The organism is Aeromonas sp. BIGb0405 (assembly GCF_024807335.1).
Taxonomy (GTDB): domain Bacteria; phylum Pseudomonadota; class Gammaproteobacteria; order Enterobacterales; family Aeromonadaceae; genus Aeromonas; species Aeromonas rivuli.
In genome coordinates this window covers 163,274-180,459 of sequence record NZ_JANUEP010000002.1, presented here as the reverse complement: position 1 = coordinate 180,459, position 17,186 = coordinate 163,274, and the positions used below count along the sequence as shown (strand labels likewise).

The window sequence follows — 17,186 nt, the reverse complement described above, 5'->3', positions numbered from 1 at the left end:
ACATATCAATAAAGCCCGCCATCCCGATCAGACCTAGTGGGTGCGGCTCGACAGCTCATGGCGTTTGAGGGCAAGCAGGGTGAGCAGCAGTGCGCCGCTGGCGATGGCGGCCATGCCGATATAAGTCGCACTGAAGCCCGGCGCCAGCTCGGCCGGGCTGAGCTTATCCAATCCACCCTCCGAGCGGGTGGACAGGGAGGCATGAAACAGCACCGAGCAGACGGCGACACCGATGGCGCCGCCCAGCTCACGGCCGAAGTTGAACAGCGACATGCCGATGCCGCGATCCTGGGCTGGCAACGCACTTTGCACCACCACGGAGAGCGCAGGCAGGGTCAGTCCCAGCCCCAACCCGGCAAACAGCAGCGCCAGCCTCACCCAGACATCGAAGTGCAATTGCCACAACGCCACCGCCGCCAGGGCAAAGCCCACCACCACGAACCGCTTGTAATGGCCGGTGCGGGCGATGAACTTGCCACCGACGAAGGCCCCAAGGGTGATGAATACCATGAAAATCACCATGTCCTGACCGCTCTCGCTCGCGCTCATCCCCTTCTGCCACTGCATCTGCAAGGGCAGATAGACCAGCACCGCAAACATCAGCAATTGGGCGATCAGAGAGAGCAGCACCGCGACCAGATAACCGGGCAGTCGCACCAGGTGGGCAGGCAGTATGGGGTCATGGGCACGCCGTTCGATGAGGATGAGCAGTAACAATGCCGTGCCGAGTGCCGCGGCCAGCCAGAGGCCAGGCAGCGGCGTGTCCGGCGAGAGCAGCAACAGCGACAAGGTGGTCACAGTGATAAGCAGTCCCGCCCCCTTCCAGTCGAAGCGACTGTGGCGACGCACATTGAGATGGCGCAGATTGCGATTGACCAGCCAGAGCGCCAGAGCGCCGAGGGGAAGATTGATCCAGAAGATCCAGCGCCAGTTCAGTTGTTCGGTAAAGTAGCCACCGAGCAGAGGACCCGCGATGCTCGAGACCGCATAGACGATGGAGATATAGCCCTGATACTTGCCCACCTCCCGCGGCGGTATGCTGTCGGCAATCACGGTGAAGGCGAGTGCGATCAGGCCGCCGCCGCCCAGCCCTTGCAGTACCCTGGCCGCCAGCAGAGTAGGGAGATCCTGGGCTAAACCGCAGGCGAGGGAACCCGCCAGAAAGAGTGCTATGCCGATGTTGAGCATCCGCAGGCGGCCGAACAGATCGCTCAGCTTGCCATAGACCGGCAGCGCGGCTGTCGCGGCAAGCAAATAGGCGGTGACCACCCAGGTCAGGGCCGAGCCGGCGTTCAGATCGGCGCCAATCATGGGCAGAGGCGTGGTGACAATGCTCTTCTCCAGTGATCCCAGGGCAATGACCAGGGCAACACTCGAGAACACTGTTTTTGGCGAAATGGACATCAGGGGTCTCGCATAGGGGTAGGCCACGGGGGCTCAGTGTTTCACATGGTGCCATATTATGGCGGCGGCTGCCCCATGGTTCGCGGATCCCCGCCTCACCGCTTTGCGGCCTCGCCATGACCTCCCTTCTGCCGGATGGCACTCAAGCCCTATCCGCCCCCTGCATATTCGAAAGCCGTGCATGAGACTAATCCCAACATGGTCGATGTGCATCATGTTAGGCTGATCCTTTCCCCCGTGCGGAGCCAACCCCTTGTTTGAACAATATGATGCCCTGATCTTCGACATGGACGGCACCCTGGTCGACTCCATGCCCCTGCATCTGGATGCCTGGCAGATCACCTGCGATGAGTTCCAGCTCTCCTTCGATCGCGCACTGCTGAACAGCTATGGCGGCATCCCTACCCGCAAGATAGTCGCCATGCTGGCCGAGCAGCAGGGAGTGACCATAGACATTGACGCCTTCGTCCGTCGAAAAATCGACCTCTATTTGCAGCACATCGGCGAAGTCACCCTCTTCCCGGCCATGGCGGAGTTGGTCAGGGCACAATATGGCAAGATCCCCATGGGCATCGGCACGGGGGCGCCTCGGGATCAGGCGCAGCAGATACTGCGCAATACCGGACTGGATGCCCTTATCCCTGTCCTCATCAGCGCCGATGATGTGCAAAACCATAAACCCAACCCCGACACCTTCCTCAAGGTGGCCGAACTGCTGGGGGTCGCACCCCACCGCTGCCTGGTATTTGAAGATACCGAGATAGGCATTCAGGCTGGCAAGGCGGCGGGCATGGCAACCATATTGGCGACAGAGGGCGTGCTTGAATGGGTCTGAGAGACCGGCCCGTTTCACTGGCTTGCTGCCATAACATAGCGGGCGTGCTTGAATGGGTCTGAGAGACCGGCCTGTTTCACTGGCTTGCTGCCATAACATAGCGGGGCGCGCAGCAATGCCATCGGGCATCGCACATTGCCCTTTTAATTCGAACACCATAAAATAAATCATTGATTTATTTTATGGTGTGGGGATGATTCAACCAAATATCAACCCTACAACCCAGAACGCAAAAAAATAACAAAACAACCACACCCAGATAACATTAATGGCGTTATAGAATAATGAAAAGAGTAAAGATACATGTGGTTTGCCGTAAGAATGCCATGGATAAATACGGTAGAAACGTCCAATCTCTGCTCAACGCCCGCATCCACCCCGATGAGATCCCTCAAACCCTTTGTATGAGTGGGTGTACCGTCTGGACATTTCAAACACTTATCAATTTAAACCACTATTATGGTGATGAAATAGAGTGCAGCTTTGGCACAGAATGTCTGCCAGGCAGAATTAATTTACTTCATTATGATGATTTCAGTCCGAGAGTAAAACCATGGCGTGGGCTGACTGTTGTCTGCCGAGCAGACAGGCCATATTTTTTTGGGGCCGACTATGTCGTCGAGCAAATAAAGTCAGCGGAGAAGAATGGCGGCATATTTATCTCACACTGGCCACAACCTGGCCTCAAACCCAGAGATAAAGCGCGTTGTTCCATCACGACTATTGGTTATTTTGGTCGCATGGACAGCTTCCCTCCCGAATTGGCAAGCGATGCATTCAAAGAAAAATTAGCGGCGCATGGTCTTTCATTAAAAGTAGAATTGAATGACTGGACTGACTATCAGAATGTAGACATTGTGCTCTGTTTTCGAAAATACCATGACCATCGATTATCACGCAAACCAGCGAGCAAGCTCATCAATACCTGGTTGGCTGGCTGTGTATTGATTTGTGATGACGAGCCTGCGATCAAGGCAATAAAGAATAGTCCATTGGATTACCTTGTTGCACATAGCCAAGATGACATTATAGAGACGGCCATGATGCTTAAGAACAATCCGGTTCTATATCAGGACATGGTAGAGCATGGCAAGCAACGAGTGAGGGAATACGCCAGAGAGACGGTCGCAAAAAACTGGATGGTACTGCTTGAACATATCTGGGAAGAAGGATTAAATCGGCGTAGTACCACTATGAGGGCGTTGGCATTTTTCCTCTGGAAATTAACCAAACCCTTCATGAAATAGACCTTGGCTCATGATGTATTCACCCTAAACGACAATGCCTTGCCAATAACCCCAGCCAATACCCATCACTGCCCGATATAAATAACAAACGCCTCCCAACCGGAGGCGTTTCAATACGAATGACCGAAAGCTGTCCTCAATCTCCCCCACAGCTACATGCTATTGGTGGATTCGAAGATCTTGTCGGCAGAGGCCTCGACGAAGCCCGGGTAGAGGGTGCCGTCGACCCGCGGGTAGCGCAGGGCAAACTCGTAGAAGCAGCTCGGGATCTGTTGAACCCCGTCGCTGAAAGGCACGCAAGCCTTGTCCGCCATGGTGGAAGATTGCTCCAGCATCACCTGGGGATCCCCCTTCACCTCGCCCCCGGCAGTATTGAGCACAAACCCCGCCGCTTTCAGCGTCTCGTTGACCGCCTCTATGGTGTCAAACTCGGCCAGACGATTGATGCTGACGGTGAAGTGGTTGGCGCGATAGCCCCATGCCGCCATCCAGGCCGCATACTCGCTCTCGGCAAGCAGGGTCTGGTAGTCGGCCCCCGAGACCTGCCAGGGAGCCCCCGCATGGAGGAAGGCGCTGGTGTCGGTCAGATGGGTTGGCACCTGGGCAACCAGCTTGTGAATGATGGCCTGAGCGCCCTCGGAGAGCTCCTCCACCTTCAGCTCGCTGATAAACACCTTGGGAGCATCCGGATCCGCATGCTCGAAGTGCTTGGCATAGAGTTTCTTGGCCTTGAACACATACTCATCCCTCTCCTCATAACCCAGCGCCCGAAAATGAGCGGCCAAGGTCTCGAGGCCGACCTGGGGCAGGTTGAAGGTGCGAAACGCCACATGGTCGTTGACGATGGGGGCACCACCGCCCAGTAACTGGTGGACCTTGAGGGCACTCGGGGTGACTTGAATGTAGTTATCCCACAGATGACCGAACAGGGTTTCGATATCCTTTTGCATCTCTCTTTCCTTTGCTTGCGGGGTCAGACAAGGGCAACCTGAGCTGCCCTTTTATGGTTGGGTTGTCAGAACGTCAGGCCAGGAGAGAGCTGCTCCGGCATGGTTGCCTTGCTGTCTTCCACCGAGGCGACCGGGCAATGGGTACAGTAGTCGGCCAGCACCTGCCTGTTCATTTCTGCCTCTTTCCTAGAACGTCAGGCCGGGCGACAGCTGCTCCGGCATGGTTGCCTTGCTGTCTTCCACCGAGGCGACCGGGCAATGGGGACAGTAGTCGGCCAGCACCTGCCTGCTCATTTCTGCCTCTTTCCTAGAACGTCAGGCCGGGCGACAGCTGCTCCGGCATGGCTGCCTTGCTGTCTTCCACCGAGGCAACCGGATAAGCACAGTAGTCGGCGGCGTAGTAGGCACTCGCTCTGTGATTGCCGGAGGCACCGATGCCGCCGAACGGCGCGGCACTGGAGGCACCGGTGATGGGCTTGTTCCAGTTGACGATACCGGCACGAATGCGTTTGAAGAAGTGGTTCCAGTCCGCTTCGTTGTCCCCGAGCAGACCGGCCGAGAGCCCGAAGCTGGTGGCATTGCCCAGATCGATGGCGGCATCGAAATCCTGGTAACGAGTCACCTGCAGCAGGGGGCCGAAGTACTCCTCATCCGGCAATCCTTGTGCGGCGGTGATGTCGATGATGCCAGGGGAGACAAAACCGGTGCCCGGCTCCAGATGCTTGAGCACGAGCAGGCTCTTGCCACCCAGGGATTGCAACTTGGCCTGGGCCTCGACCATGCCGAGGGCGGCGCGTTCGCTGATCATCGCCCCCATGAAGGGTTGATCCGCATCATCGTAATGACCCACCTTTATCTTGCCGACCACCTCGATGAGGCGTGCCAGCAATGCATCTCCGGCTGACCCCTTTTCCACGAACAGACGGCGGGAGCAGGTGCAGCGCTGGCCAGAGGTGATGAAGGCGGACTGGACGATGGCGTGCACGGCGCCGTCCACATCGCTCACGTCCTTGACGATGAGCGGGTTGTTTCCCCCCATCTCCAGCGCCAGGATCTTGCCCGGTTGACCGGCAAATTGCTGATGCAGGAAGTGACCGGTACGGGACGAGCCGGTGAAGAAGAGACCATCGATGTCCCCATGACTCGCCAGGGCCTTGCCGGTATCGACCTCTCCTTGCACCAGATTGATGACACCGGCAGGCAGACCCGCCTCCTGCCAGATCTTGAGCATGGCCTCGGCCACCATGGGGGTCAGCTCCGAGGGTTTGAATACCACGGTATTGCCGGCGATGAGTGCAGGCACTATGTGGCCGTTGGGCAGATGACCCGGGAAGTTATAGGGGCCGAACACCGCAACCACACCATGGGGTTTGTGGCGCACGAATGCCTTGGCACCGGGCATGGGATTTTCGACCGTGCCGGTACGCTCCTCATGGGCGCGGATGGAGATGGCAATCTTGCCCTGCATGGCGGCGACCTCGGTACGGGTCTCCCACAGCGGCTTGCCGGTTTCCCGGGCTATGGTGAGCGCCAGCGCTTCCTTGTGCTCGCCGAGCAATTCCCCATAACGGCTGATGATGGCACTGCGCGCCGTCAAGGAGAGATCCGCCCAGTGGTAGAAGGCGGAGCGCGCAGCCTTGACGGCGGCATCGACCTGAGCGGCACTGGCCGCTTGCCCACCCCAGATCACCTGGTTCTTGGCCGGATCTGTTGACTCGAACGCCTTGCCCTCGCCCGCCAACCAGTTGCCATTGATCAGCTGTACTAATTCGCTCATTGCTCATATCCCTTGTTGCTTGGCTCTCGCCTGCCAGGCCGCCCAATGCGGGCGCCAGCTCATCATGTTCAAAGGGACAATGGATCGCACTGTCCCCATGTTGTCAGTCCAGATCCACGACCCTGACCTGATCGCCATTCTCCACCTTGAGGGCCGCGGCCATCTTGGGGGGCACTATGGCCTCCTGCTTGTCCAGATCGACCCGGATATTGCCAAGGCAGGCACGGTATTGTTCGAAGCGGGTGTTGCACAGCAGATAGGTGTGGCCGCCCAGGGGCTCGCCCACCACCACGGTCAGCCGTTTGCTGCGGCGGATGCTGCGAATGTTGTTCACGTCGCACTCGACCGTGGGACCGGCATCGAAGATGTCGACATAGCCGCGATTCACGAAACCTTCATCCTGCAGCATCTTGATGGCAGGCCGGGTCTTGTCGTGGGTTTTGCCGATCACGGCCCGCGCCTCATTGCTGAGCAGATTGACGTAGATGGGGTACTTGGGCATCAGCTCGGCGATGAAGCGCTTCTTACCAATCCCGGTGAGATAGTCGACGGTGGGGAAATCCATCGAGAAGAAGTGCTTTTGCAGCCACTCATAGAAGGGGCTATGACCCTTTTCGTCGGAGACACCGCGCATCTCGGCGAACACGGTTTTATCAAACAGCTCGGGGTGCTCGGCCATAAACAGGAAACGGTGCTTGGAGAGCAGCCGACCATTGAGTCCCTCGCGAGCGCATTCGCGCAAGAACAGGGTGCACAGCTCAGAGTTACCTGTGTAGTCATTGGATAGGGTCAGCGTCTCGACCACGTTATAGATGCCGAGTTTGGGGGAAGAGTGCACCACCTTGCCGATATGGTAGTTATAAAACGGCTGGGACAGCCCCACGGCCGCATCGATGGCGCAGGTGCCGACCATGTCCCCGGTGTCCAGATCCTCGGCCACGAAGAAATAGAGGCAGTCGCCCTTTCCCGCGGGTTTGTCCGAAAAAGTCTGGGTGGAGGCGTCGATTTTGCGCTGTAGCAGCTCATCGTTGACCGGCAAGGAGGTCATGCCAGTACCGGATTCGATGGCGCAGGTCTTGAGACCGGCAAAATCTTTCTGTTCGATAGGACGGATTAACAACATAGATGACAACTCCCTTTCATTGACGACAGGTGGGGTCCCGGCTCCTGCCGGGAGGGCTCCCCACCTCAATTCGGGATCAGGCGTTAACGACCTGAGCCACGGCCAGCTCGAAGCGAGCCAGGCCTTCCTGGATGTCCGCTTCCGGGATCACCAGGGAGGGGGCAAAACGCACTACGTTGGTGCCGGCCACCAGGGCCATCAGCCCCTGATCGATGGAGGCCAGCAAGAAGTCACGGGAGCGGCCCTTGAAGTCATCGTTCAATACGGCGCCGAGCAGCAGGCCCTGGCCACGCACTTCGCTGAAGCAGTGATACTTGGCGTTGATGGCTTCGATACCGGCGCGGAACAGGGCTTCGCGCTGCTTGACCCCTGCCAGCACTGCTGGCGTATTGACCACATCGATCACCGCCTCGGCCACGGCGCACGCCAGCGGGTTGCCGCCGTAAGTCGAACCGTGAGTACCCACTTTCAGGTGAGCGGCTATCTCTGTGGTGGTCAGCATGGCGCCGATGGGGAAACCGCCGCCGAGCGCCTTGGCGCTGGTGAGGATGTCCGGCGTGACGCCCAGACCCATGTAGGCAAACAGCTCGCCGGTGCGACCGACGCCAGATTGCACCTCGTCATAGACCAGCAAGGCATTGTGCTTGTCGCACAGCTCGCGCACACCCCTGGCAAATTCGTCGGTGGGGCGAATGATGCCGCCTTCCCCTTGCAGCGGCTCCATCACCACGGCGCAGGTATTGTCGGAGATGACGGCGGCCAGCTCGGCCAGGTTGTTGTAGGTCACGTGAGTGATGTCGGCGGGCTTGGGGCCGAAACCGTCAGAATAAGCGGCTTGACCACCGACGCTCACGGTGAAGAAGGTGCGACCGTGGAAACCCTGGTGGAAGGCGATGATCTGGGTCTTGTGGGCCCCGAACTTGTCGATGGCATAACGACGGGCCAGCTTGAGGGCCGCTTCGTTCGCTTCGGCGCCGGAGTTGCAGAAATAGACCTTGTCGGCGAAGGTGGCGGCGACCAGCTTCTTGGCCAGACGCAGGGCCGGCTCATTGGTCATGACGTTGGAGAGATGCCACAGCTTCTCACCCTGAGTCTTCAGGGCTTCGACCAGCTTGGGATGACAATGGCCCAGGCCATTGACCGCAATACCGCCGGCGAAATCCACATACTCACGTCCAGCCTGATCCCAGACACGTGATCCTTCACCACGCACCGGGATGACATTGGCGGGCGCATAGTTGGGAACCATCACTTCATCGAACACTTCACGTGTCACTGCCAACAACTCTGACATACTTGCTCTCCTTCCAGATGGCGACAGAATAATCCACCGCCTAAAAGTTAAATCCGTGTAAACGTGACGGTATTGTCACAGAAAAAAAGTAAAAAGTCTGTAACTTGACGGCCTACAAGGAACAATCTTCGATTGCCCGTGAGATTTTAGGCAGCCCCATTGCATAACGGCTCAGAGGCTGTTGGCAAGAGATAATTTCGACTGGTGCGGGGGTGAATAAACCGTCAGAGAAAAAAATTTCGCCCATCCCATGGAAATGGGATTTTCATCACGTTTTTGAGCCGGAGCAGGGCGAAATCCCCCTGGATCCCGGGGTGGGAAAGGTGAATCAGTCTAGTCGAACGAAACCCTGCTTTACCGCTGAGGCAGGCTTTTATGCTGCCGATCGGCGCCGCGCTGCCATGGATGGGAACCGAGGCCGTTCATCAGCAGATGATGCGGGTAAAGAGGAAAAAACAGTGAAAAATTGGGCAGGGATGGCTCAGCCCCGAGCCAGAAAGTTGGCAAGCAGCTCATGACCCTGCTCACTCAGGACGCTCTCCGGGTGAAACTGCACCCCCTCCACCGCCAGTGTCTTGTGGCGCAGCCCCATGATCTCATCGACGCTGCCATCCTCGTGCTCGCTCCAGGCGGTCACCGCCAGGCAGTCCGGCAGGGTCTGCGCCTTGACCACGAGTGAGTGGTAGCGGGTCACACGCAGCGGATTGTTGAGCCCCTCAAACACCCCCTCCCCCTGATGGCGGATGAGAGACGTCTTGCCATGCATCACCCGCCTGGCCCGCACCACCTCGGCGCCAAACACCTGAGCCAGGGATTGATGGCCGAGACAGACTCCGAGAATAGGCAATCGACCGGCGAAATGTGCGATGGCGGCCAGGGAGATACCCGCCTCATTGGGGGTACAGGGACCAGGGGAGATCACCAGGCGATCGGGGGCCATGGCTTCAATGTCCGCCAGGGTCAATTCATCGTTGCGTTTGACCACCACCTTCTCCCCCAGCGCACCGAAGTACTGCACCAGGTTCCAGGTAAAGGAGTCGTAGTTATCGATGAGTAGCAGCATGCAAACACCCAGGATTGAGATCGAGGCTAGGGTAACTCGCCTGCTCGTTGGCTGGCGAGTCGCGCATTCTGGCACGTCTGCCCCGGTTAATAAACGCCTGCCACCGGATACCCGTGGCTGGGGCCACCCTCGCCCATCAATGCCATCTTCGGCTCGCGCCAGACAATACGGACACCCCCCATTGAAGAAGGCCCACTCAGCCTCCTTCATATCAGGTGCGCTATGCCCCTCCTCCCAGCCCCTCACACTGTCGCCCCTGCTAAGAGGGCTCTCGATACAACACCGCGATCCCGCTCCTGCCGCCCCCCTCGCTCACCGCTTTAAAATAAAACCTTAAATGTGAATCACAAAAAACAAAACAAAGTTTCATTTTAGTTTGATCGCAGTTTTTCATTTTGCTATCGTGCCTTCAACGACAGGATTTCCCGACACATTGTCATTGATGCCGCGTGCGGCCCGGAATTGAGGTTCATTATGCAAACTCGTCAAAGCATCCACAGCGATCATGCCAAACAACTCGACACCCAGGGTCTGCGCCGTGAGTTTCTGGTCGAAGAGATCTTCACCCCGAACACCCTGACCATGACCTACAGCCACATAGACCGCATCGTGTTTGGTGGCATCATGCCGGTGGATGCTCCCCTGACCTTCTCCGATGAACTCGGCAAGGGATTTGGGGTCAGCTATTTCCTCGAGCGGCGTGAGCTCGGCCTCATCAATATCGGTGGCCCGGGGGTGGTGGTGGTGGATGGCACTACCTATGAAGTGGACAAGGCCGAGGCCCTCTACGTCGGCCAGGGAGCCCGCACCCTGAGCTTTGCCAGTGTCGATGCCTCGCAGCCTGCCAAGTTCTACTACAACAGCGCTCCCGCCCACACCTGCTACCCGACCCGCAAGGTCACCCAGGCCCAGGCCTCGCCGGCAACTCTGGGGGATGCCGCCACCAGCAACCGCCGCACCATCTACAAGTACCTGGTACCGGACGTGCTGCCGACCTGCCAATTGGTGATGGGCATGACCCAGCTGGAAGAGGGCAGCCTGTGGAACACCATGCCCTGCCACACCCACGAGCGTCGCATGGAGGTCTACTTCTACTTCAACATGAAGGAGGACGCCGCCGTGTTCCACATGATGGGCAAGCCGGACGAGACCCGTCACCTGCTGGTGCACAACGAGCAGGCCGTCATCTCCCCGAGCTGGTCCATCCACTCCGGCGTCGGCACCCAGGCCTACACCTTCATCTGGGGCATGGTGGGCGAGAACCAGGTGTTCGGTGACATGGACCATGTCGCTGTTCAGGATCTGCGCTAACCGGCTTCCCCATCCCGAGCCGCCATGGCGGCTCCTGCCCGACACTTCACCCCACATTGGCCCACGGCTTAGAGGTAACAATATGATTCTTAATGCATTCGATCTGAAAGGTAAGGTCGCCATCGTCACCGGTTGCGATACCGGTCTGGGTCAGGGCATGGCACTGGGGCTCGCCGAGGCGGGCTGCGACATCGTCGGCATCAATATCGTCGAGCCGACCGAAACGATCGCCAAAATCGAAGCCATTGGCCGCCGCTTCCTGAGCCTGAAGGCGGACGTCAGCAAGGTAGACACCCTGCCAGCCCTGGTCGATCAGGCGGTCTCCCACTTCGGCCGCGTCGATGTGCTGGTGAACAACGCCGGCATCATCCGCCGGGAAGACGCCATCAACTTCAGCGAGAAGGACTGGGACGATGTGATGAACATCAACATCAAGAGCGTGTTCTTCATGTCCCAGGCGGTGGCCAGGCAGTTCATGACCCAGGGCCAGGGCGGCAAGATCGTCAACATCGCCTCCATGCTCTCCTACCAGGGGGGTATCCGCGTGCCCTCCTACACCGCCTCCAAGAGCGCCGTCATGGGCATCACCCGCCTGCTGGCCAACGAGTGGGCCAGCAAGGGGATCAACGTCAACGCCATCGCCCCCGGTTACATGGCGACCAACAACACCGCGGCCCTGCGTGCCGATGATGACCGCAATGCCGCCATCCTTGAACGGATCCCGGCAGGCCGCTGGGGGGTGCCGGACGACATGATGGGCCCGGTCGTATTCTTGGCCTCTGCCGCCTCAGACTACATCAACGGTTACACCATCGCCGTCGATGGCGGCTGGCTGGCCCGTTAATTCAGTTCACTATGACCAGGCGCCGCGAGGCGCCTTTTGCCGTTGTCTCCTGACAGGAAGGCCCTATGTTGCTCGACAGTCTCTGGTTTGCCCAATCAATCGGCCTGTTGGCCTGCCTCGTGGGTGCCACGGCGTTCATGCAGCGCCAGGATAGCAAGCTCAGAGTCCAGCTCACCCTCAATGGCACCCTGATGGGGCTGCATTTTTTGCTGCTGGGTTCCTCGGTTGCCGCCATCAACTGCCTGCTCTGTGCCGTGCGCAACGGGGTCTCCGGTTACTATCGCGGCCTCGGTGTGATGCTGCTGTTCCTCGCCCTGGCCTGGCTGCTGGTCATCCCCCGCATCGAGCACCCGGTCCAGATGCTGACCCTGCTCGGCACCACCCTCAGCACCTTCGCCCTGTTTCGCCTCAACGGTATTGCCCTGCGACTGTGCATGCTGAGCAGTACCCTCTGCTGGCTGACCCACAATATCTGGGCGGGATCCATCGGTGGCATCCTGCAGGAGAGCATCTTTTTCGTCATCAATGGCTACACCATCCTCAAGCTCTACCAGGCCGCCCCGCAGGACATCGAGGGGTGAACCACCCTGCCTGCGGGTCCAATCACGGGCAACGGCTCATTGTCGCTGAGAACTGACATGCAAAAGAGCAGGCCAAGCCTGCTCTTTTTGAGACGAGATACTCAATCAGCGTGAGGAGTGAGTACCAAATGGATAGTCGTGGAAACCCAGCCCGGCAGAGATATTGGCCGCCGCCTCATGTAGCTGGGCCACCAGGGTTGCCTTGTGCTCTTCATGGAAGCGCACCAGGGGCAACGACAGGGAGAGCCCCGCGATGATCCGCCCCATGCGGCTGTAGATGGGGACGGCGAAGCAGCGCAGACCGTGTTCCATCTCTTCCCGATCTTCGGCATAACCTTGCTCGCGCACCTGGGCCAGCTCCACCAGCAGGGCATCGACATCGGCAAGGGTATGCTCGGTGAAGCGCTCGAAGGTCACCCCGGCCAGCATGGCGCGTACTTCGGTCTCGGGCAGCCAGGCCATCATCACTTTGCCAAGGCCGGTGCTGTAGAGCGGACGGCGACGACCGATACGGGAGTACATCCGCAGGTTGTATTCAGAGTCAATCTTGTGCAAATAGACGATGCTGTCTTCATCGAGCATCCCAAGGTGCAGGGTCTCTTTGGTCAGCTTGCCGAGACGGTACATCTGTTCATCGGCGATCTGCACCAGATCCTGATGTTCCAGCGCCTTGGCGCCCAGCTCGAACAGCTTGAGGCTAAGGGCATACTTGTCAGTTTCACCCTCCTGGGTGATATAACCCAGGGTCTTCATGGTCTGCAAGAAACGGTAGACGGTGCTCTTGGACATCATGATCCGCTGGGACAGCTCGGTCACCCCGATCTCTTTCTGCTCCCCCAGCGCCTGCAGTATGCCGAACACCTTGAGTACCGATGACACCGATTCGGGCGAGTTGTCTATCATCGACATTGTTTACGTCCAAAAAAAATGATTGATTGTTTCATTGTATTTGAAATGAGCTGGCCCTCATAGTGACAGAGCCACTTATCCAGTCAAATCATCCACTCATGGATAGAGAATGTGGTCTCGCTCACGCGACTATTCACCCGCACCTCGCCGCAGAGGTGGCGACGATAGTCTTTATAACCCCTGGCTCACGGCCACTTTCCCCTGCCTCCACCCTGCGAGTCATCAACACAAGACAATCATCACATTTTTAATGAAATGATGTTTCAATTGTTTTTTATTCTCCGTTAGTTAAATAGAATAGCGCCATCATCAACGCGGAAAACAGGGGAAGCGCTATGCCTATCAAGGTCGCCGTCATTGGCGAATGCATGATCGAGCTGTCCGAAAGCAGGGCCAACATAGTGCGCCATTTTGGCGGGGACACCCTCAACACGGCGGTCTACCTGACCCGCGCCAACCCGGACATCGCTGTGCATTACGTGAGTGCCCTGGGCACGGATCCCATGAGTGGGGCCATGCTGACCCAGTGGCAGCAAGAGGGAATACACACCGAGCTGGTGCAGCGCCTTGACCACAAGCTGCCCGGTCTCTATCTCATCGAGACCGATGATCGAGGTGAACGCACCTTCCACTACTGGCGCAGCGACTCTGCGGCCCGCTACTGGCTGCAGACGCCAGAGGCCGAGCGGATCGGTGAGCGACTGCACGATTTCGATTACCTCTACCTGAGCGGGATCAGCCTCGCCATCCTGTCACAAGATGACCGGCTGACCCTGCTGAACAGGCTGGCCGAGTGCCGGGCTGGCGGGGCCAGGATAGCCTTTGACAACAACTACCGCCCCCGCTTGTGGGAGAGCCAGGCCGCGGCCCGGCAGACCTATGCCGCCATGCTGGCGCTAACCGATCTCGCCTTCCTGACCCTGGATGACGAGGTCGCCCTCTGGGGGGACAGCGACGACTCCCAGTGCCTGGCCCGCACCCTTGCATGTGGCGTGAACGAGATCGTCATCAAGCGCGGGGCCGAGGCCTGTCTCATCGTGCAGCCTGGGTACAGCGACCAGGTGCTGGCCGTCCCCCTGGCGAAAGAGCAGATCATCGATACCACGGCGGCTGGCGACTCCTTTAGCGCCGGTTACCTCGCCACCCGGCTGGCGGGGCAGTCCATGGCCGATTCGGCCCGCTATGCCCATCGGCTGGCGAGCACCGTCATTCAACATCGTGGCGCCATCATCCCCCTGACGGCCATGCCACACCCCATCACCCCTGATCACCCATACAATGAGGCTTCCCATGTCAGCATTGCTTGAACGACTCTGTGCCCTGAAGATCATCCCCGTCATTGCCATCAAAGACGCCAATGATGCCGTCGCCCTTGGCCGCACCCTGCTGGAAAACGGCATGCCCAGTGCCGAGATCACTTTCCGCACCCCGGCGGCGGCCGAATCCATCCGCCGGCTGCGGGAAGCCTTTCCCGAGATGATCATTGGTGCCGGCACAGTGCTGACCACAGCCCAGGTCGATCAGGCCATCGAGGCGGGGGTCGACTTCATCGTGAGTCCCGGGCTCAACCCGCGCATCGTGCAATATTGCCAGGCGCGCGGTGTTCCCATCATTCCCGGCGTCAACAACCCCAGCCTGGTCGAACAGGCGATGGAGCTGGGTCTGAAGACCCTCAAGTTCTTCCCGGCAGAGCCATCCGGTGGGCTGGGCATGCTCAAGGCCATGAGCGCCGTCTACCCGGTCTCCTTCATGCCCACTGGCGGCGTCAGCCCGAGCAATGTGAAGGACTATCTTGCCCTGCCTGCGGTATTCGCCTGTGGCGGCACCTGGATGGTGCCTGCCAACCTCATCGACAATCGCGAATGGGACAAGATCGGCGCCCTGACCAAGGAAGCCATGGCCGCCCTCTAAATCGGCCGGGGCCCGTCTCACGGGCCCATCATTCCAGCCTCGACCGGTTCGCCATCGACCTCAGCCACCGGTTCAATCAAAGGAGCTACCCATGATCGTTGGTAATCTGCAGCAACTGGACATCGCCATGCTGCCATCCCCACTGCTGCATCTTCTCAACCGGCCCGCGCTCTCCTTGCACAACCTGCAACAGCAGGCAGAGGGGAAATATGATCTCATCGAGGATGCCGTCTTCTACATCGTCTCCTCCCCCATCACGGCTCAGGAGGCGGATCTGAAGAGTGAGTTCCACGATCGCTATCTGGATATCCAGATAGTGCTGGCCGGGCAGGAGGCGATCGCCCTCAGCACCACAATCCGCGCTCCCCATGACCATCAGGAAACCAAACCGGATCTCATCTTCCTGGACAACCCGGCGATCACCACCCGGCTGTTGCTCGACACCGGTGACTTCGCCATCTTCTATCCCGGTGAGGTGCACAGACCCACCTGCCAGGTCGGCTCCCCCGCCCAGATTAAGAAAGTCGTGGTCAAGATCTGCAAAGAGTGGCTGTCAGCCCAATAAGAGTCGCCGGCCTCCACCCCCTTGGCATGAACTCCCGGTCAGGAGGCCAGCATCATTTAGCACGCCTCCCCCATCTTCTATTCGCTCTCCTGTGCTCCGGTGGGATCTGCCCTCCTCTTTCTTTTATCTAAAAACTCGTTTGAAGCCTTATTCCATCAGCATCGCCGCAGTGTAATAAACGGCCATCACAAAACTTGATTTTTGATTTCCACAAATATGGAACGCCATTTCATTAACTTGATTTTGATCACTGAAATGCGGCCGGATTCACGTAGCATGAACAGCATCAAAATAACGAAGTCCATAAAGGGGTTACACACATGCGTACAATGAATGCTCTGCCCAGACTGTCTCTGATTGGCACAGTGGTCGCCGCGGGTCTGTTTCTGACTGGATGTGGTGAAGACAGCAAGGCTGCTGGCCCCCTGATCCTGAAGACAGCGTTCAACCAGTCTGAACACAATCCGCAGTTCAAGGCGCTCGAAGATTTCAGCCAGAAGCTGGAAGCCGCGACCGGTGGTAAATACAAGCTGGAAATTCACCCGAACGAGCTGCTGGGAGATCAACGGGCGGCACTGGAACTGGTGCAATCCGGTGCCATTCAACTGGCCGTCGTCGCCAACCCCCTGGTCGAGAACTTCAACAAAAACTTCTCCGTGCTGGCCATGCCTTACATCTACGACAACCCGGATCACCAGCGCAAAGTCTTCACCGGTGATCTCCTGGATGGCCTGTTCAGCTCCACCAAGGGCAACGGCTTCGAGGTATTGACCGCCTATACCGCCGGGGCCCGCAGCATGTATGTCAAAGGGGCTCCAATCAAGACTCCAGAAGACATGAAAGGGAAGAAGATCCGGGTTATGCAGTCCGATACCATGGTCAAGATGCTGACCTGTATGGGGGGCACCGGGGTGCCCATGGGTCAGGGCGAAGTCTACTCCGCCATCCAGCAGGGGGTGCTTGATGGCGCCGAGAACAACGAGATCACCTACGCCGATCTGAAGCAGTATGAAGTGGCGCCCCATTTCTCTTACACCCGCCATGTGATGGTGGCCGATCTGCTGGTTGTCAATGAGTCCTTCCTGGAGAAGATGGATGCCGCCGATCAGGCGACCTTCCGCAAACTGGCCAAAGAGAGTACCGCGACCGAGTTTGATCTCTTCAGCCAGGCGCTAGAAACCGCCAAACAGACGGCCACTGCCCAGGGCGCCACCTTTACTGAGGTCGATATTGCCCCCTTCCAGGCGCGTTGCAAGCCGCTGCAAGAGACGCTGCTGACCACCCCGGAGCAGAAAGATATCTTCAACAAGATCCGCGCATTGGCCAACTAATGGCTGTTGTTGCCAGGGGTTGCCATGGCAACCCCTCCTAT

General features: G+C 58.4%; 16 protein-coding genes. 9 read left to right on the top strand and 7 right to left on the bottom strand.

All coding sequences use genetic code 11. The features are described 5' to 3' along the window. Positions 1-33: 33 nt before the first annotated feature. Positions 34-1,404, bottom strand: coding sequence for an MDR family MFS transporter (locus M2366_RS05595; protein WP_198135235.1), 1,371 nt, complete (start codon positions 1,402-1,404; stop codon positions 34-36). Between the two features lie 253 nt (positions 1,405-1,657). On the opposite strand from M2366_RS05595, the gene M2366_RS05590 reads away from it, so the two are divergent. Together M2366_RS05590 and M2366_RS05585 are read left to right on the top strand one after the other, a co-directional pair. Continuing rightward, positions 1,658-2,239 (top strand): HAD family phosphatase, encoded by a 582-nt coding sequence (locus M2366_RS05590; RefSeq protein ID WP_157013915.1) that lies wholly within the window; start codon positions 1,658-1,660, stop codon positions 2,237-2,239. 284 nt (positions 2,240-2,523) lie between these two features. Continuing rightward, positions 2,524-3,486 (top strand): glycosyltransferase, encoded by a 963-nt coding sequence (locus M2366_RS05585; protein ID WP_259269185.1) that lies wholly within the window; start codon positions 2,524-2,526, stop codon positions 3,484-3,486. A 152-nt stretch (positions 3,487-3,638) separates the two neighbouring features. Here the strand turns inward: M2366_RS05585 and M2366_RS05580 are convergent, their stop codons facing one another. The 5 genes from M2366_RS05580 to M2366_RS05560 all read right to left on the bottom strand — a co-directional run bounded on the left by M2366_RS05580 (position 3,639) and on the right by M2366_RS05560 (position 9,693). Then, entirely contained in the window at positions 3,639-4,436 is a 798-nt protein-coding gene (locus tag M2366_RS05580) for a DUF1338 domain-containing protein (RefSeq protein WP_259235512.1), read from the bottom strand. 307 nt (positions 4,437-4,743) lie between these two features. Continuing rightward, positions 4,744-6,213 carry a succinylglutamate-semialdehyde dehydrogenase gene (gene astD, locus M2366_RS05575; protein ID WP_259269184.1) on the bottom strand — a complete coding sequence of 490 codons (1,470 nt, stop codon included), beginning with the start codon at positions 6,211-6,213 and terminating at the stop codon, positions 4,744-4,746. 103 nt (positions 6,214-6,316) lie between these two features. After that, the gene (gene astA / locus M2366_RS05570) at positions 6,317-7,336 is read right to left on the bottom strand and encodes an arginine N-succinyltransferase (RefSeq protein ID WP_005899872.1); all 1,020 of its coding nucleotides are present in this window, start codon (positions 7,334-7,336) and stop codon (positions 6,317-6,319) included. A gap of 76 nt (positions 7,337-7,412) precedes the next feature. Next, on the bottom strand, positions 7,413-8,630 hold the full coding sequence (locus M2366_RS05565) for an aspartate aminotransferase family protein (RefSeq protein WP_259269183.1): 1,218 nt from the start codon (positions 8,628-8,630) through the stop codon (positions 7,413-7,415). Positions 8,631-9,111: 481 nt separating this feature from the next. Further along, positions 9,112-9,693 carry an aminodeoxychorismate synthase component II gene (locus tag M2366_RS05560; RefSeq protein ID WP_259269182.1) on the bottom strand — a complete coding sequence of 194 codons (582 nt, stop codon included), beginning with the start codon at positions 9,691-9,693 and terminating at the stop codon, positions 9,112-9,114. Positions 9,694-10,167: 474 nt separating this feature from the next. Between M2366_RS05560 and kduI the strand changes: the two genes are divergently transcribed. The 3 genes from kduI to M2366_RS05545 all read left to right on the top strand — a co-directional run bounded on the left by kduI (position 10,168) and on the right by M2366_RS05545 (position 12,429). Beyond that, positions 10,168-11,004, top strand: a complete 837-nt coding sequence (gene kduI / locus M2366_RS05555; protein WP_042040843.1) for a 5-dehydro-4-deoxy-D-glucuronate isomerase — start codon at positions 10,168-10,170, stop codon at positions 11,002-11,004. 82 nt (positions 11,005-11,086) lie between these two features. Further along, a complete protein-coding gene (gene kduD, locus M2366_RS05550; protein WP_042040844.1) occupies positions 11,087-11,848 on the top strand; it encodes a 2-dehydro-3-deoxy-D-gluconate 5-dehydrogenase KduD in 762 nt (253 codons plus the stop codon). 65 nt (positions 11,849-11,913) lie between these two features. Next, positions 11,914-12,429 (top strand): YgjV family protein, encoded by a 516-nt coding sequence (locus tag M2366_RS05545; protein ID WP_259269181.1) that lies wholly within the window; start codon positions 11,914-11,916, stop codon positions 12,427-12,429. Positions 12,430-12,534: 105 nt separating this feature from the next. Here M2366_RS05545 and kdgR read toward each other — a convergent pair whose 3' ends face one another. Continuing rightward, positions 12,535-13,338, bottom strand: coding sequence for a DNA-binding transcriptional regulator KdgR (gene kdgR, locus M2366_RS05540; RefSeq protein ID WP_042040846.1), 804 nt, complete (start codon positions 13,336-13,338; stop codon positions 12,535-12,537). Between the two features lie 335 nt (positions 13,339-13,673). Between kdgR and M2366_RS05535 the strand changes: the two genes are divergently transcribed. The 4 genes from M2366_RS05535 to M2366_RS05520 all read left to right on the top strand — a co-directional run bounded on the left by M2366_RS05535 (position 13,674) and on the right by M2366_RS05520 (position 17,145). Beyond that, complete coding sequence (locus M2366_RS05535) at positions 13,674-14,645, top strand: sugar kinase (RefSeq protein WP_042040847.1); 972 nt, start codon at positions 13,674-13,676, stop codon at positions 14,643-14,645. Beyond that, positions 14,629-15,249, top strand: a complete 621-nt coding sequence (locus M2366_RS05530) for a bifunctional 4-hydroxy-2-oxoglutarate aldolase/2-dehydro-3-deoxy-phosphogluconate aldolase (RefSeq protein WP_224431092.1) — start codon at positions 14,629-14,631, stop codon at positions 15,247-15,249. The genes M2366_RS05535 and M2366_RS05530 overlap by 17 nt, the downstream gene beginning before the upstream one ends. A gap of 91 nt (positions 15,250-15,340) precedes the next feature. Further along, positions 15,341-15,814 carry a YhcH/YjgK/YiaL family protein gene (locus M2366_RS05525; protein ID WP_224431093.1) on the top strand — a complete coding sequence of 158 codons (474 nt, stop codon included), beginning with the start codon at positions 15,341-15,343 and terminating at the stop codon, positions 15,812-15,814. A 320-nt stretch (positions 15,815-16,134) separates the two neighbouring features. Continuing rightward, positions 16,135-17,145 (top strand): TRAP transporter substrate-binding protein, encoded by a 1,011-nt coding sequence (locus tag M2366_RS05520; RefSeq protein ID WP_259269180.1) that lies wholly within the window; start codon positions 16,135-16,137, stop codon positions 17,143-17,145. Positions 17,146-17,186: the final 41 nt, after the last annotated feature.

Bases quoted from the DNA above. Each gene is read 5' to 3' on its own strand.
- M2366_RS05595 (WP_198135235.1), bottom strand. From the start codon at position 1,404: ATGTCCATTTCGCCAAAAACAGTGTTCTCGAGTGTTGCCCTGGTCATT.
- M2366_RS05585 (WP_259269185.1), top strand. From the start codon at position 2,524: ATGAAAAGAGTAAAGATACATGTGGTTTGCCGTAAGAATGCCATGGAT.
- M2366_RS05580 (WP_259235512.1), bottom strand. From the start codon at position 4,436: ATGCAAAAGGATATCGAAACCCTGTTCGGTCATCTGTGGGATAACTAC.
- astD (WP_259269184.1), bottom strand. From the start codon at position 6,213: ATGAGCGAATTAGTACAGCTGATCAATGGCAACTGGTTGGCGGGCGAG.
- astA (WP_005899872.1), bottom strand. From the start codon at position 7,336: ATGTTGTTAATCCGTCCTATCGAACAGAAAGATTTTGCCGGTCTCAAG.
- M2366_RS05565 (WP_259269183.1), bottom strand. From the start codon at position 8,630: ATGTCAGAGTTGTTGGCAGTGACACGTGAAGTGTTCGATGAAGTGATG.
- M2366_RS05560 (WP_259269182.1), bottom strand. From the start codon at position 9,693: ATGCTGCTACTCATCGATAACTACGACTCCTTTACCTGGAACCTGGTG.
- kduI (WP_042040843.1), top strand. From the start codon at position 10,168: ATGCAAACTCGTCAAAGCATCCACAGCGATCATGCCAAACAACTCGAC.
- kduD (WP_042040844.1), top strand. From the start codon at position 11,087: ATGATTCTTAATGCATTCGATCTGAAAGGTAAGGTCGCCATCGTCACC.
- M2366_RS05545 (WP_259269181.1), top strand. From the start codon at position 11,914: ATGTTGCTCGACAGTCTCTGGTTTGCCCAATCAATCGGCCTGTTGGCC.
- kdgR (WP_042040846.1), bottom strand. From the start codon at position 13,338: ATGTCGATGATAGACAACTCGCCCGAATCGGTGTCATCGGTACTCAAG.
- M2366_RS05535 (WP_042040847.1), top strand. From the start codon at position 13,674: ATGCCTATCAAGGTCGCCGTCATTGGCGAATGCATGATCGAGCTGTCC.
- M2366_RS05530 (WP_224431092.1), top strand. From the start codon at position 14,629: ATGTCAGCATTGCTTGAACGACTCTGTGCCCTGAAGATCATCCCCGTC.
- M2366_RS05525 (WP_224431093.1), top strand. From the start codon at position 15,341: ATGATCGTTGGTAATCTGCAGCAACTGGACATCGCCATGCTGCCATCC.
- M2366_RS05520 (WP_259269180.1), top strand. From the start codon at position 16,135: ATGCGTACAATGAATGCTCTGCCCAGACTGTCTCTGATTGGCACAGTG.